Source organism: Bradyrhizobium sp. WSM2793 (assembly GCF_000379585.1).
Classification (GTDB): Bacteria; Pseudomonadota; Alphaproteobacteria; order Rhizobiales; family Xanthobacteraceae; genus Bradyrhizobium.
This window is the reverse complement of sequence record NZ_KB902796.1, coordinates 31791-44674: the sequence shown is the minus strand read 5'-3', so window position 1 is coordinate 44674 and position 12884 is coordinate 31791. Positions and strand designations below refer to the sequence as shown.

The 12884-nt window shown below is 64.4% G+C and carries 16 protein-coding genes and 1 pseudogene; 8 read left to right on the top strand and 9 right to left on the bottom strand.

Features of this window, described 5'->3' with window-relative positions; all coding sequences use genetic code 11:
• Positions 1-8: 8 nt before the first annotated feature.
• Positions 9-1673, bottom strand: coding sequence for a methanol/ethanol family PQQ-dependent dehydrogenase (locus tag A3AS_RS0127380; RefSeq protein WP_018320727.1), 1665 nt, complete (start codon positions 1671-1673; stop codon positions 9-11).
• Between the two features lie 342 nt (positions 1674-2015).
• Here A3AS_RS0127380 and A3AS_RS0127375 point away from each other — a divergent pair, with 342 nt between their 5' ends.
• The 5 genes from A3AS_RS0127375 to A3AS_RS0127355 all read left to right on the top strand — a co-directional run bounded on the left by A3AS_RS0127375 (position 2016) and on the right by A3AS_RS0127355 (position 4654).
• Positions 2016-2408, top strand: coding sequence for an EF-hand domain-containing protein (locus A3AS_RS0127375; protein WP_018320726.1), 393 nt, complete (start codon positions 2016-2018; stop codon positions 2406-2408).
• Positions 2409-2539: 131 nt separating this feature from the next.
• Complete coding sequence (locus tag A3AS_RS0127370; protein ID WP_018320725.1) at positions 2540-2875, top strand: hypothetical protein; 336 nt, start codon at positions 2540-2542, stop codon at positions 2873-2875.
• A 229-nt stretch (positions 2876-3104) separates the two neighbouring features.
• Positions 3105-3185 (top strand): pyrroloquinoline quinone precursor peptide PqqA, encoded by an 81-nt coding sequence (gene pqqA, locus A3AS_RS43865; RefSeq protein WP_012029362.1) that lies wholly within the window; start codon positions 3105-3107, stop codon positions 3183-3185.
• A 262-nt stretch (positions 3186-3447) separates the two neighbouring features.
• Complete coding sequence (locus tag A3AS_RS0127360) at positions 3448-4290, top strand: hypothetical protein (protein WP_157644394.1); 843 nt, start codon at positions 3448-3450, stop codon at positions 4288-4290.
• Positions 4291-4444: 154 nt separating this feature from the next.
• Positions 4445-4654, top strand: coding sequence for a hypothetical protein (locus tag A3AS_RS0127355; protein WP_018320724.1), 210 nt, complete (start codon positions 4445-4447; stop codon positions 4652-4654).
• A 9-nt stretch (positions 4655-4663) separates the two neighbouring features.
• Here the strand turns inward: A3AS_RS0127355 and A3AS_RS0127350 are convergent, their stop codons facing one another.
• From A3AS_RS0127350 to A3AS_RS0127330, 5 genes and pseudogenes are all read right to left on the bottom strand, one after another.
• Positions 4664-5011: a hypothetical protein gene (locus tag A3AS_RS0127350; protein WP_026202409.1), complete on the bottom strand. Its 348-nt coding sequence runs from the start codon at positions 5009-5011 to the stop codon at positions 4664-4666.
• Between the two features lie 26 nt (positions 5012-5037).
• A pseudogene (locus A3AS_RS0127345) lies at positions 5038-5840 on the bottom strand (pentapeptide repeat-containing protein).
• A gap of 48 nt (positions 5841-5888) precedes the next feature.
• Positions 5889-6617: an ABC transporter ATP-binding protein gene (locus tag A3AS_RS0127340; protein WP_018320722.1), complete on the bottom strand. Its 729-nt coding sequence runs from the start codon at positions 6615-6617 to the stop codon at positions 5889-5891.
• On the bottom strand, positions 6607-7344 hold the full coding sequence (locus A3AS_RS0127335; protein ID WP_018320721.1) for an ABC transporter permease: 738 nt from the start codon (positions 7342-7344) through the stop codon (positions 6607-6609). Before A3AS_RS0127335 ends, A3AS_RS0127340 begins: the two co-directional genes overlap by 11 nt.
• A 1-nt stretch (position 7345) precedes the next feature.
• Complete coding sequence (locus A3AS_RS0127330) at positions 7346-8344, bottom strand: ABC transporter substrate-binding protein (RefSeq protein ID WP_049815003.1); 999 nt, start codon at positions 8342-8344, stop codon at positions 7346-7348.
• A gap of 87 nt (positions 8345-8431) precedes the next feature.
• On the opposite strand from A3AS_RS0127330, the gene A3AS_RS0127325 reads away from it, so the two are divergent.
• Complete coding sequence (locus A3AS_RS0127325) at positions 8432-8791, top strand: hypothetical protein (protein WP_026202407.1); 360 nt, start codon at positions 8432-8434, stop codon at positions 8789-8791.
• A 186-nt stretch (positions 8792-8977) separates the two neighbouring features.
• On the opposite strand, the gene A3AS_RS0127320 is transcribed toward A3AS_RS0127325, so the two are convergent.
• Together A3AS_RS0127320 and A3AS_RS0127315 are read right to left on the bottom strand one after the other, a co-directional pair.
• Positions 8978-9796 (bottom strand): quinoprotein dehydrogenase-associated SoxYZ-like carrier, encoded by an 819-nt coding sequence (locus A3AS_RS0127320; protein WP_026202406.1) that lies wholly within the window; start codon positions 9794-9796, stop codon positions 8978-8980.
• 57 nt (positions 9797-9853) lie between these two features.
• Positions 9854-10780 carry a quinoprotein relay system zinc metallohydrolase 2 gene (locus A3AS_RS0127315; protein WP_018320717.1) on the bottom strand — a complete coding sequence of 309 codons (927 nt, stop codon included), beginning with the start codon at positions 10778-10780 and terminating at the stop codon, positions 9854-9856.
• Between the two features lie 126 nt (positions 10781-10906).
• Between A3AS_RS0127315 and A3AS_RS0127310 the strand changes: the two genes are divergently transcribed.
• Entirely contained in the window at positions 10907-11788 is an 882-nt protein-coding gene (locus A3AS_RS0127310; protein ID WP_018320716.1) for a substrate-binding domain-containing protein, read from the top strand.
• On the top strand, positions 11785-12342 hold the full coding sequence (locus tag A3AS_RS0127305; protein ID WP_018320715.1) for a PQQ-dependent catabolism-associated CXXCW motif protein: 558 nt from the start codon (positions 11785-11787) through the stop codon (positions 12340-12342). The genes A3AS_RS0127310 and A3AS_RS0127305 overlap by 4 nt, the downstream gene beginning before the upstream one ends.
• A 153-nt stretch (positions 12343-12495) precedes the next feature.
• Here the strand turns inward: A3AS_RS0127305 and A3AS_RS0127300 are convergent, their stop codons facing one another.
• Entirely contained in the window at positions 12496-12795 is a 300-nt protein-coding gene (locus A3AS_RS0127300) for a copper-binding protein (protein ID WP_018320714.1), read from the bottom strand.
• Positions 12796-12884: the final 89 nt, after the last annotated feature.

Here is a 12884-nt window from a genome sequence, read left to right as displayed (position 1 = left end):
GCCGTGGATTACTGCTTGACCGCAAAGACCCACAGCGAGCCGCCGGGCGGCACGTTGGCAAGCCGCTCGTCGCCCGAGAACAGCGAGTAGACGCCGCCATAGCCGCTGGTCACCGCGACATACTGCACGCCATCCTGCTGCCAGGTCACCGGCTGGCCCTCGATGCCGGACCCGGTCTGGAACTGCCAGAGCTTCTTGCCGGTGTCCGCATCGAAGGCCTCGAACTCGCCGGTCAGGGCACCCGAGAACACGACGCCGCCCGCGGTCGACAGCACGCCCGAGAAGCGTGGAATGTCGCTCGGCGCTTCCCATTTCGACTTGCCGGTCATGGGATCGATCGCCTTGAGATGACCGCGCGGCCCGTCGCCGTACTCCCAGAGGTCGGTCAGGTCCATCCCGAGATACCATTCACCCTGCTTGAAGGTGACGGGCTCAGTCTTGTACCTGCCGCCGAAGGCGAGTGTGTTGGCATAGGCAAGGCCGGTCTGCGGGTTGAAGGACATCGGCTCCCAGTTCTTGCCGCCGAGGATCGACGGATAGACCGTGACCTTCTTGCCCTCGCGCGCGTCCTTCGACACGTCGGTCTCGATCGGACGTCCCGTCTTCATGTCGATGCCGGTTGCCCAGTTGACCTTCACGTAAGGGTTGGCCGCGAGCAGCTTGCCGTTGGTGCGGTCGAGCACGTAGAAGAAGCCGTTGCGGTTGGCGTCCATCAGCACCTTGGTCGGCTTGCCCTCGACATTCATGTCGGCGAGGACCATCTCGGCCACGCTGTCATAGTCGAACGGATTGTTCGGCGAGAACTGGTAGTGCCACTTGATCTTGCCGGTCTTGGGATCCATCGCCAGCACCGAGCAGGTGTAGAGATTATCGCCGGGACGCACCGCCGAGTTGAACGGTCCGGGATTGCCGATGCCCCAATAGATCGTGTTCAGCTCGGGGTCATAAGACCCCGTGATCCAGGTCGAGCCGCCGCCGAGCTTCCAGGTATCGCCCTTCCAGGTATCGCCGCCGGGCTCTTCCGGCGAGGGGATCGAATGGGTGCGCCACAGATGCTTGCCCGTCGCAGGATCCCAGCCGTCGATGAATCCCCTGGTGCCGAATTCGGCGCCGGAGATGCCGGTGATGACGACGCCGTCGGCGACCAGCGGGGCCACCGTCATGGAGTAACCTTCCTTGATGTCGGCCGCCTTCTGCCGCCACAGCTCCTTGCCGTTCTTGGCGTCGAGCGCGATCACGTTGGCGTCGAGCGTGGTGCGAAACACCTTGCCGTCATAGAGCGCCGCACCGCGGTTGATGATGCCGCAACAGACGATGCGCGGCGTCTCGGCGGGATATTCGACCTTGGTCTTCCAGATCTGCTTGCCGGTCTTGGCGTCGACCGCCATGGTCGCGTTGTGCGAGGTCACGTAGATCACGCCCTGGTACACCAGCGGCTGCGATTCCTCGCTGCGATCGTCGTTGAACGAGTAATTCCAGACCGGGACGAGGTTCTTGACGCTGTCCTTGTTGATCTGGTTCAGCGTCGAGAAGCGCTGCAGATTGTAGCCCATCCCGTAATTGAGAACGTTCGATGTATCGGTCGCGCCCTTGACCAGTTGCTCGGTGGTCTGTGCGCTTGCACAAGTCGATGCAAGCATGACGAGGCTCGCGGCCATCGCAAAGCGTTTCATCCGTTCCTCCCAATATGCGCGCCTTTTGACGCTGCGGGAGCAACACTCCGTCGGAAACCAAAACGCGTCAATACGAAAGTCATAAGTGTCGCGTCGATATCGTTGAACAGGCGCCGGTCACCTTACGGAAACCTGACGGCAACCGAGTCCCACTTGTGCGGAGACGCTGAAAAATCCCGCGACGCGACGCAGCTCCGGGCGTCGGTCGTTCGGGGGCGCAAGCCGGGTTCCCCGGGGTTGTCGCGCGCGCAAGTTGCAGTTACGGACTTGAACCTGGGACCGCTTGTGGATTTATTTCGTTGTGTCCCGCCCGAACCGGGGCTCTTCATCTGGGAGGTCTTGATGATTTCGCGTCGCTCAGTTGCGCTTGCACTCACCATTGCATTGTTGTCCGGTCCGGCGTGGTCTGCCTCCGGCAGCGCAGTCAAGTTGTTCGACACCGACAATGACGGCACGCTCGATCTTGCCGAGGTGAAGAAGGCGGCCGCCGCAACGTTCGCAAAGCTCGATCCCGATCGTGACGGCACGCTCGACGCGCGCGAATTGCGTGGGCGGTTGACGGCGAAAGAGCTTGCCGCGGCCGATCCCGATCGCGATGGGACCCTGACGCTCGACGAATATCTCGCCGTGGTCGAGCAGCGCTTTAACGCGGCCAATCCCGACAAGGACGGAACGCTGGATGCGAAGGAGCTGAATTCGCGCGCTGGCCGGTCGCTGCTGCGATTGTTGCGGTGAACGGTAAATCGGAACAGACGAGGGGGCGTTTGCGGGCATTTCCGCTCCGACACTCGGAACATCAGGCTGTTCGGCCTGTTCTCTTCGCGAGTCCTGCTCGGCGCCGGGGCAGCGCGGCGGGAGAAGAGGAGATGCAGATGAACACGAAACGTTCCATTCTTGCTGCCTGCGCGATCCTGGCGTTGAGCGCCGGCGTCGCCGTCGCCGGCCCGTGCAACACGGGCAGCGCCAGCACTGACAAGGATGCCGGTTCTGGTCCAGTGACGGTGGGCGCAGCGCAGTCGCACTCGTCCAGTTCAGCGGGCGACACCAGCCAGCATCCGCCGACCAGCACGATGAATCGTGCAAGTGGCGAAACGCCGGCTTCATCCGAAGATGCGCAGCGGCAGATGCAGAGCCAGCCGACGGCGGCTCAGCGCGCCGAAGGTGCCAAGCCGGACGCCGCAATGGCCGATAAGGGCTGCTGACGGCGACGGTGCCATTCGTGTCGATTCGACGTGCGGTGCGTCGCACAAGACGGTGTCTCGCAGGTCGTGTTTGACCAAGAGGGAACTGGCTTTGTCCGAGAGAGAAATGCAGCCGCGAAGAATCGACACGGACGCGCTCGGCAGGCGAATCGAGGCTTGAACTGCACCTAACGCAGCCCTAGGTTTTGCGCCGCGCGATGTCGCGCTCAATACCTTGGGGAGACCCCGAATGGCTTGGAAAGCTCCGAAGATCGTGGAAGTGCCGGTCGGCATGGAAATCAACATGTACGCCTGCGCTGCGCGCAAGTAAGACTGACGACCTGCCGCGGCTTCGACGGTGAACGCCGTCGAAGCCGTGGCAGTGTCGGATCTCAGGCCTGGCATCGTTGTGCTCTGCGTCTTGCCATCGACGCGATGACACGCCTGCGCAGGCTTCAATCATCTTCCATCAAAATCTCGAACACGCTCTTGCTGCAGTGTGTTACGCTGATGGCCGGTCAGCGCTGCTGCCGCATCAAAGCGGCGCGCGCCTTCGGGGCATGGGGATGCGCGGCGGAGCTCGCAGATTTCTGATGGTGCTTGCCTGCGCGGTCGCGCTGACACCGACGCATGGGCGTGCCGAGGAGGGCTTCGATACCGAGCACATCTTCGGCTTCATGATCGGCACCGATGTCGGCAATCCCGGCGAGCGCGAATTCCAGAGCCAGACGACGGGGCGCTTCGGCAAGGGCGGCGGGACCTATCGCGCTCTTGAGAAAGAGGTCGAGATCGAGATCGTGCCGCTGCCGAACTTCCGCATCGAGGTCGGCGCCAACGCCAGCTTGCACGACATCACCGGCGTCCCTGATATCGACGACCGCCGCCAGATCAACTTCCAGGGCGCCTCGCTCGACCTGCGTTATCGCCTGCTCAACCGCGAGCACGCCCCGTTCGGCCTCACCATCGCCGCCGAGCTCCATGGCGACCGCATCGACGAGACCAGCGGCGCGAAGGGGCGGATGTACGGCACCGAATTCACCCTCGCTTTCGACCGCGAGCTCATCCCCAACTTCGCCATCGGCGCCCTCAACCTGATCTATCAACCGGAATGGGCGCGCTTCGAGGTGGCGGGGCAGTCCGAGAAGAGTTCGACGATCGGTGCCGCGTTCGCCGGCCTGGTGCGCGTGCGGCCCAACATGCTGCTCGGCGGCGAGCTGCGCTACTTCCGGCAATACGAAGGCATCGGCCTCGGCGAGTTTTCAGGCCAGGCCCTGTTCGTCGGCCCGACCGCTTATTTCCAGCTCTCCGAGCGCTCGCGGCTGACCTTGAGCTGGAGCATGCAGGCCTGGGGGCGCCCGGCCGGATCGGGCGGCAATCTCGACCTCGTCAATTTCGAACGCCACCAGGCCCGGATGGTGTTCGGGGTTAATTTTTAGCAGAGAGCGTCGTCATGCCCGGGCTTTGCTTTGCCCGGGAGCACGGGAAGAGCCCAGTTCCGGCCCCATTTCTCGCCCGGATCTGAAACTTCCGCTTCCGTGGAACGTAACCTTTCGTGCTAATCTTGACCGCCCCTTGCGAGAGGATCCCGGCATGAACCCGATTGACCTGGTGGTGACTGTGTGTGCGGTGCTCTCGCCTGCGACCTGCGAGGAACAGCATCTGATGTTCAACTATGGCGGGTCGCCGCGGCAATGCGCGATGGCCGCGCCCCCCTATATCGCGCAATGGGTCGGCGACCATCCGAAGTGGCAGGCGGTGCGGTGGCGCTGCGAATATCCGCACCCGAACGACAAGGCGTAAGGCGTCTCGCTACTTGCTGCAGTCTTTCAGATCCTTGTCGGCGATCGAGAACACCGCGTCCGCCCTGATCTCGATGTCGCGAACGACGCATTGCCGCGCATTGGGATAGCTGACCTTGGCGTCGTAGCGGCCCGGCTCGACGCCGGTGATGCGCAGCCGCTCGTCGTGGTCGACCTCCTTGTCCTTGTCGTTCAAGCACTGGTTCGGGCCCCAGTCGGTCTTGCCGGCGGGTGAGAGCTGGAAGCCGGAGATCGTCTCCGTCGTCAGGTTCCAGAGCCTTATGCCCTTGCCCTTGGCCTGCGCGGCGGCTTCGCCGGCAAGCGTCAACGACGCGATCAAAGCTAGAACCCAACGCATCAGCCAGTCCTCCCAAAGGCGGGCCATCATTCCCTGATCAGGCGCTCGCGGTTCTTTGCCTTGTCGAAATTTTTGGCGCGGTCAAGGCCATTCAGTGCGATCAGCTTCGTCGAGACGAGATCGGCGCCGTCGAAATCGGCGTCGATGACGATGGCGCCCGTCAGATCGGCTCCGCCGAGTTGGGCGTTTTTCAGTGATGCGCCGCTCAGATCGGCGCCCCTGAGGACTGCGAATTCGAGGTCGACGCGCGACAAATCGGCGTTGCGCGCGTTCACCCGTTCCAGATTGGCGGATCTCAGCACCGCGCGCATCAGCCCCATCGACTGGTTGCGATATCGGCGCCCAGATTCGCGTCCGCGATCGAAGCGCCGACCAGGCTTGCGCCGGTGAGATCGGCAGCGATGCGCGCTCCTGACAGGTTCGCGCCGTCGAGACGCGCGCGGGCCATTTGCGAGGCGAACAGATTGGCGCCCTTCAGGCTTGCGCCGGTAAGATCCGCATCCAGCAGCCACGCCTGATCGAGGATTGCACGGTCAAGCCTGGCGTCTCGGAGTATTGTCTTGTTGAGCCGCGCGGCGCGGAAGACCGCGTTGGACAGGTCCAGCCCCGAGAGATCGAGGCCCGACAGGCGTTTGCCGGTGAAATCGGCAGGCTGCGCGGCGCTCGCTTTGGCCAGCACGGCCTCGACCTCTGGCCTGGTCATTTCGGACGAGACCATCGCGGGGGAGGTGAGGTCGACGTCGCGCATCATGTCCTGCGCGCCCGCCGTCATCGTGACGAGTGCAAGACCAAGCGTTGCCAGCGTTGAGAGGGCGACCGTCCGCGTCATCATCGACTCCGCCGCCGGCCCAGCCTAGCACGTCCGCCAGGCGACCGGCTATGAGACATCTCGCTCGGTGCGGTCGCCTTGAGTTCGTTGGGCGAGGCCGGCCTTGATCGCCGCAATCTCGGCTTCGCCGCGTCTGTCGCGCGGGATGCCGATAGGCACCTCGGCCACGATCCGCGCTGGCCGCGGCGACAGGAAGAACAGCCGGTCGCCGAGGCGCACTGCATCGTCCAGGCTGTGTGTCACCAAAAGCGTCATCACCGGACGGCTGGCCACCAGCGTCGCGATCTCGTCGCGCAGGCGGCCGGCGAGCGCATCGTCGAGCGAGGCGAGGGGCTCGTCGAGCACCAACAGATTGGGCTCGACTGCGAAAGCGCGCGCGAGCGCGACGCGCCGGGCAAGACCGAGCGACAACTCGCCGGGAAAGTGGCTTCGATGCGCTTCCAGCTCCAGAATCCTGAACAGCTCCGACAGCATCGCCTCGGTCACGTCGGGCGCAGCCAGCCGCACATTCTGCTCGACCGAACGCCACGGCAACAGCCGCGGCTCCTGGAACACCATGCCGATCCGCGCCTGCGGTGGCCGCGCAACGTGGCCCCTGAAATCGCTATCGAGCCCGAGGATGATGCGCAGCATCGTGCTCTTGCCGCAGCCGGAGGGGCCGATGAGCACACCGACCTCGCCGGGGCAAAGCGCGAATCTGAGTGGCGCGAGCACCTCGTGCGTCCCGCCCGCGGCACTCCTGAACGTCTTGCCTGTGATCTCGACCTCAAGCCGCACGGGGCCGCCACCGTGTTGCGCGGGCTTCGAACGGCTGCACCAGCAAGGTTTCGATCACGAGCACGACCGCGGCGAAGGTCAGCGAATAGGCCAGCAGCCGCGGCGTGTCGAACAGCTGGAAGGCGACGCCGATCTCGAAGCCGACGCCGTTCGGACGGCCCAAGAGTTCGGCGACCAGCACGATCTTCCACACCAGCGACAGTCCGGAGCGGGCGGCGGCGGCGATATAGGGCGCAAGCTGCGGCAGCACGACATGGCGGAACGCGCGCCAGCGAGGCATCGCGAACACGCTCGCCATCTCGTCGAGCGAGCGGTCGAGCGCCCGGGTGCCCTCGCGCAAGGTGACGACTGCGGTCGGCAGCTTGTTGATGGCGATCGCCGCGATCGCGGCAGCCTCGGTGAGACCGGCCCAGATATAGGCCAGCACGATCACGACCAGCGCCGGCAAATTGAGCAGCAGGATCAGCCAGGGATCGCCGAGCTTATCCGCAAGCCTGACCCGTCCCATCAGGTAGCCGATGGCGCTGCCGAGCGACATCGCCAGCACGAAGGCGAGGGTGACGCGCGCCAGCGTGGCGCCGAGATGCAGGAACAGCGCGCCGGATGAGGCTTCCGCGATCATCACCTCGAGCACGGCCGGCGGGGAGGGCAGCTTCGCGCCGCCGACGAACAGCGCGGCAATCCACCAGATCGCGAGAAACAGGGCGAACGACAGAAGACGCAGCACCTCAATCTCCGGGGACCGCGTGATAGAACGTGCCCGGATCGAGCTCGGCCGCCGGGCCGACGAGGTCGCGGCCGCCGATCTCGGCCAGCACGCGGTAGAGCACGCGCGCGTCTTTCTCCTCGTCGTCGATGCTCCGGCGCGGAATGCCGTCGCGATAGCGGTCGCGATAGGTCTTGAGCATGGCTGCGTCGGACGTGCCGGTCAGCGGCGCGATCTTGCCCCAGGCCGCATCCGAGTTCACCAGCAGCTCCTTGGCCCTGCGCGTCATTGCGATGAAGCGCGCCACGGCGTCGCGATGGCTCGCCGCCCAATTCTCGTCGAAGACATAGCCGACCGCGGAGACCGCGCCTTTGGCACCGAGCTTCGGCAGAATGTCCTCGATGCCGGCGAGGCGGCGAAATCCCTTGGCCTCGAGCTGGGCACAGAAATTCCAGAAATTGAGGCTCGCCTCCATCTCGCCGTCGAGCGCCTTGGCGGCGATCAGGGGCGGGGCGCCGTAGGCGATGGTCGCCTCCGACTTCAGGTCGATGCCGTCCTGCTTCATGCTCGCCTGGAGCAGCAGCCAGCTCTTGTCGATCGCCCCGCCGGCGACCGCGAGCTTGCGCCCCTTCAGGTCGGCGAGCGTCTTGATCGGAGAGGATGCGGGTACCATCACCGCGCCGAGCGCGCTGGAGTAGGGATAGAAGGTGAGCTTGGCACCGAGCGCGCGCTCGCGCGACACCCACAGCCAGTCCGACAGGATGATGTCGGCGCTGCCTGCGCGCATCGCGATCTTGCCGGCCTCGGTGCTCGCGAGCTCGGTAACCTCAAGCGAAAGGCCCGCCTCCTTGTCGAGCCCGCTCGCGCGGATCGCGGCCAGCTCCCAGGAAAATGTCCCGGTTTTCTGCACCGCAAGGCGGATCGTATCCGCGGCGCGGCCGGGCGCGGCCAAGGTCAGCGTCAGCGTCGTCGCCAGCGCCAATGTGCGACCAAGTGCCCTTATCACGCCAAATGCTCTCATCACCTTGTGAGCCGTTTCCTCTGACAGAGTGCTTTTCAGGACAATACGCATAGCATAGCTTTGCTCGCAACCCGCGGGAGGATGCGCATGAAACTGGCCGGACAGCTACGACCGATTGTCGCCGCATTGACGGTGTTGGCGGCGACCGCGTGCGTGGCGCGGGCCGAGGAGGCCAATGATTATCCGACGTCGGCGCGCGCGGAGTACGTCTATGGCTGCATGAAGGCCAATGGCGAGAGTCGGCAATCGATCGAGCAATGTTCCTGCTCGATCGATGTGGTCGCCTCGATCGTCACCTATGAGCGCTACGTGACTGCCGAGACCGCGCTCAGCATGTCCCAGGTCCGCGGCAATCTCGGCGTCCAGTTCCGCACCTCCGAGCAGGCGAACACGGCAGTGAACGATTTGCGGCGCGCGCAGGCGGAAGCCGAGGTGAGGTGTTTTTGATGATAGCGGCGATGTCTTACCCTTCCCTGGAGGGGGAGGGTCGATCGCGCGCAGCGCGAGCGGGGTGGGGTGATCTCTCCACTCGGCAGTGTCGGATGTGGAGAGACCGTCACCCCACCCCGTCTCACATTTCCCTGCGCTCCATGTGAGCCGACCCTCCCCCTCCAGAAGAGGGTGATCCGCCTCTCACGTCCCCGGCTTCTCTACATCCCACTCATTCCGGAACACGTGCCCATCCGTGTCCTTTGCTTCCGCGCGGAAACGCTTGGCGCCGTTGGAGACGTAGGTGAAGCGCAGATTGGGATCTTCCGAGATCGAGATGCCGCCTTCCATCGATAGCACCGGGCTGTCGTCCTGCGTCAGCTTCAGCTGGTTGACGAAGAAGGCGGGAATGTAGAGCTGCGTGACCTGGTCCATCTGCAGGCCGGAATTGTTGGGATGGCCGATCATGATCTGCGCTTCGCGGATGCGGCTCGCGGGCGCTTCCTCGCGCGCGAACTGCCGGTAGCGCATCTGGCCGAGCCGGTTTTGCGCCCCCTCGGCGTTCTTTCCTGCCGGCGCCGAGCAGCCGCCCGAGGCCTTCACATAGACTTTCGAGACATAGAGCTGGCCGTCGCTGAGCTCGGCCACCGCGTGCACATCGGTGTAATTGTTGACACGCACGCGCGTCGAGATCTCCGTGACATTGGCATCGGAGCCGAGCTCGAACTTCGCGGCCATTGGCGCCGGGTTACGGTCGATCACGAGCGTGATCGAACGGATACGGCGACTGTCTGCGGGTGACAGCTTGCTACGCAGGGTCACCGGCACGATCGCCGCGTCCTCTGCGCGATACGGCATCTCGATGCCGATGACGGCGCTGCCGTCATTCATCGCACGGCTGTTGAAGATGTCCTGCACCAGGCCCGGCCAGGGATCGTCGGCTTCTTCAGCCTGCACTGGTGCGGCGAAGGCGATGCCGAACAGGGCGGCGATCAAGGGCAGGTGGCGTGTCCATCGGGTCATGGTCATGGTCCCCGGAGTCAGCGAGGCTGATCTCCTGCACCTATCGTAGCGCGCCTGCTACTCCCATTCAATTTCCGAAAATGCTGCAGTTGCGTTTCGGGCATTGTAATCGCCGAACAACTCCCAGCGCGGTCGCTCCTGTGCAGCCGCCTTGTCGGCGGCGGTTCGGATCGGCTCGCCATTCTTGTTCAGCGTGCGCACGTCGGACAACAGCGTTGACAGGTAACGCCGCTCATCGGCCAGCGCGGCAGGCCAGTCGCTCACGGGGCCGTGACCGGGAACGACGCGTTGCGCCGGGATGGTCTCCAATTCCTTCAACGCGTCGAGCCAGCCGCGGATACTGCCGTCCATGACCGGAATGTGGCGAAGAAAGACGAGGTCGCCTGCGAACAGGGTTTTCGTCGTCTCGTCGTACACGGTCAAATCGCTGTCGCTGTGCCCGGTCCGCCAGGCGCGCAAGGTCAGGCGACGCGACCCGAGATCGAGCGTCATCGTGTCCGAAACCAGGAGGGTCGGGGCAACGATCTTCACGGGATCGATCAATTCGCTGCTCATGATGCGGCGAAAATTGTCGAGATAGTAGGGTCCGCGCGTCGCGAGCGCTTGCGGCAGCTTGCTGTGACCGACGAAGCTGGTGTCTCCGGCGGCGAAGGCCGCGTTGCCGAAGACGTGGTCGGGATGGCCGTGGGTGTTGATGACATAGCGAATCGGCTTGGGCGTGCGGGCCCGCACCGCGGCCAGCAGGGCCTCGCCTTCGCGGAGGCTGCCGCCGGTGTCGATGACGGCTACGGCATCATCGCCCACGATGAAGCCGACATTGGCAATGTCGCCCTCGTTCTCGCGGGTCATCAGGGCAATGGCCCCGGAGTGTACGAAGATTCCCGGTGCGACTTCGCTCACAGGCAATTCGGCCGCCCCGGCCCGTGCTAGCGTTACGATCCCCAGCAGGGACAAGGCTGCGATCACTCGAGCGATGCGAGACACTTTTCCGCCTCAGTTCAAAGGGTTGCTGCATTGCACTGCAACAAAGCAAAGCCAGCGAAGTCTGGCAAAACATGGCGCGTCATGCGTTGCATGGATAGCATTCAAACAAAACGAGGAGGAAGCGCGATGACGGAGGCCGGACGACATCGTCGCTGGTTGTTTTCACTGGGGGTCCTGGTTGCGTCCTGTGCGTTCGGCGATGTCGCCATCGCACAGACCAGCGACAGCGGCGACCTCTCGTTCGAGCTGGTCGACCCGAACGTGCTGCGCGTCTGCGCCGATCCGCGCAATCTGCCGTTCTCGAACGAGAAGGGCGAGGGGTTCGAGAACAAGCTGGCCGAGCTGTTTGCCGACAAGCTCAAGAAGAAGCTCGACTACGTCTTCTTCCCGCAGGCCACCGGCTTCGTTCGGATGACGCTGGGCGCGCATCGCTGCGACGTCATCATGGGCTTTCCGCAAGGCGATGACGTCGTGCAGGGCACCAATCCCTACTACCGCACGTCGTACGCCCTAGTCGCCAAGGCCGGCAGCGGGCTCGAGGACGTCGAAACGCTCGAGGATCCGAAGCTGAAGGGCAAGCATGTCGGCATCGTCGCCGGAACGCCGCCGGCGACCAACATGGCCATTGCCGGCCTGATGAGCGATGCAAAGCCCTATCCGCTGATGATCGACACGCGCTACGACAATTCGGCGCAAGCGATGGTCGATGACCTCGCCGCCGGCAAGATCGACGCCGGGGTGCTGTGGGGACCCATGGCCGGCTACTACGCGAAGAAGGTCGGCTCGCTTCACGTCACGCCGCTGGTGAAAGAAACCACGGGGCCGAAGCTGGTCTATCGCATCGGCATGGGCGTGCGTCCCGCCGACCAGAACTGGAAGCGACAGCTCAACAAGCTGATCCAGGAGAACCAGGGCGAGATCAACAAGATCCTGGTCGACTTCGGTATACCGCTGCTCGACGAGAGCGATCGGCCGCTCAGCGCGGAGGCGGCCAAGAAGTCGCCATGAGGCGGCGTCTTGCCGCTGCGCTCGTCGTTGCCGCGTTGGCGGTGCCGGCATCCGCGCAGCAGCAGGAGCCGTTCGAGCCCGAGGGTTATCGCGCCGACAATTACCGCGCACCGGTGCCGGCGACGCTCGTCGGCGCGCGCGTGCTTAACACGGTGCAAGCCGAAGCGATCTGGCGCGCCAGGAGCGGTGCGTTCGTCGACGTGCTGCCGCGCCCGCCGAAGCCGAAGAACCTTCCAGCAGGCACGGTGTGGCGCGATGCGCCGCGCAAGAACATTCCAGGCAGCATCTGGCTGCCGGATACCGGCTACGGCAGTTTGCCGCCGGCGATGGACGATTATCTCCAGCGCGGCCTCGCACAGGCCTCGCGTGGCGACAAGGCCGCGCTGCTGGTGATCTATTGCCTCGCCGACTGCTGGATGTCCTGGAACGCCGCCAAGCGCGCGCAGGCGTATGGCTACACCAACATCGCCTGGTACCCTGACGGCACCGACGGCTGGGAGCGCGCCAAGCTGCCGACGGAAGAGGTGCAGCCGGAGCCGCGGCCGGAGCAGTAGACGAGTGAACGCAGGTCTGCTCCCTCGCCCCGCTTGCGGGGAGAGAGTTGGGGTGAGGGGGACTCAGAGTTGGACTCGCGGAGACTCCCCCTCACCCGGATTGCATCTTCGATGCAATCCGGCCTCTCCCCGCAAGCGGGGGAGGCGAAGCGCCTACTGCTTCTGCAGCTTCGTCAGCGTGCCGGTGCCGTTGTTCTCGGTTGCAGAATAGTTCACCCTGTCGCCGGCATGAACGGCCTCCAGCATCGCGGCGTCCTTGGTTTTGTACTCCTGGAGCGCGCCGGCGCCGCCAGCGCTGCCACCGACGGTGCCCTTCTGCGTCTGCTGGATCGAGATCGTGCCGTTGAGCCGGTCGATCCGCATGACCATTCCGGTCATGTCGTCAGCAAGAGCGCTGGTTGCGAGCATGCTGAGGGCCGCAGCGCCCGCACAGATGAATCTTGTGGTTCCCATCGAGGCCTCCCGACGTCTTGGAGTTCACTTCGACAAGCCATCCTAGATCGATTTGGTTCCGGCAGATAGCAGGGCAAAGGTTAACCGGG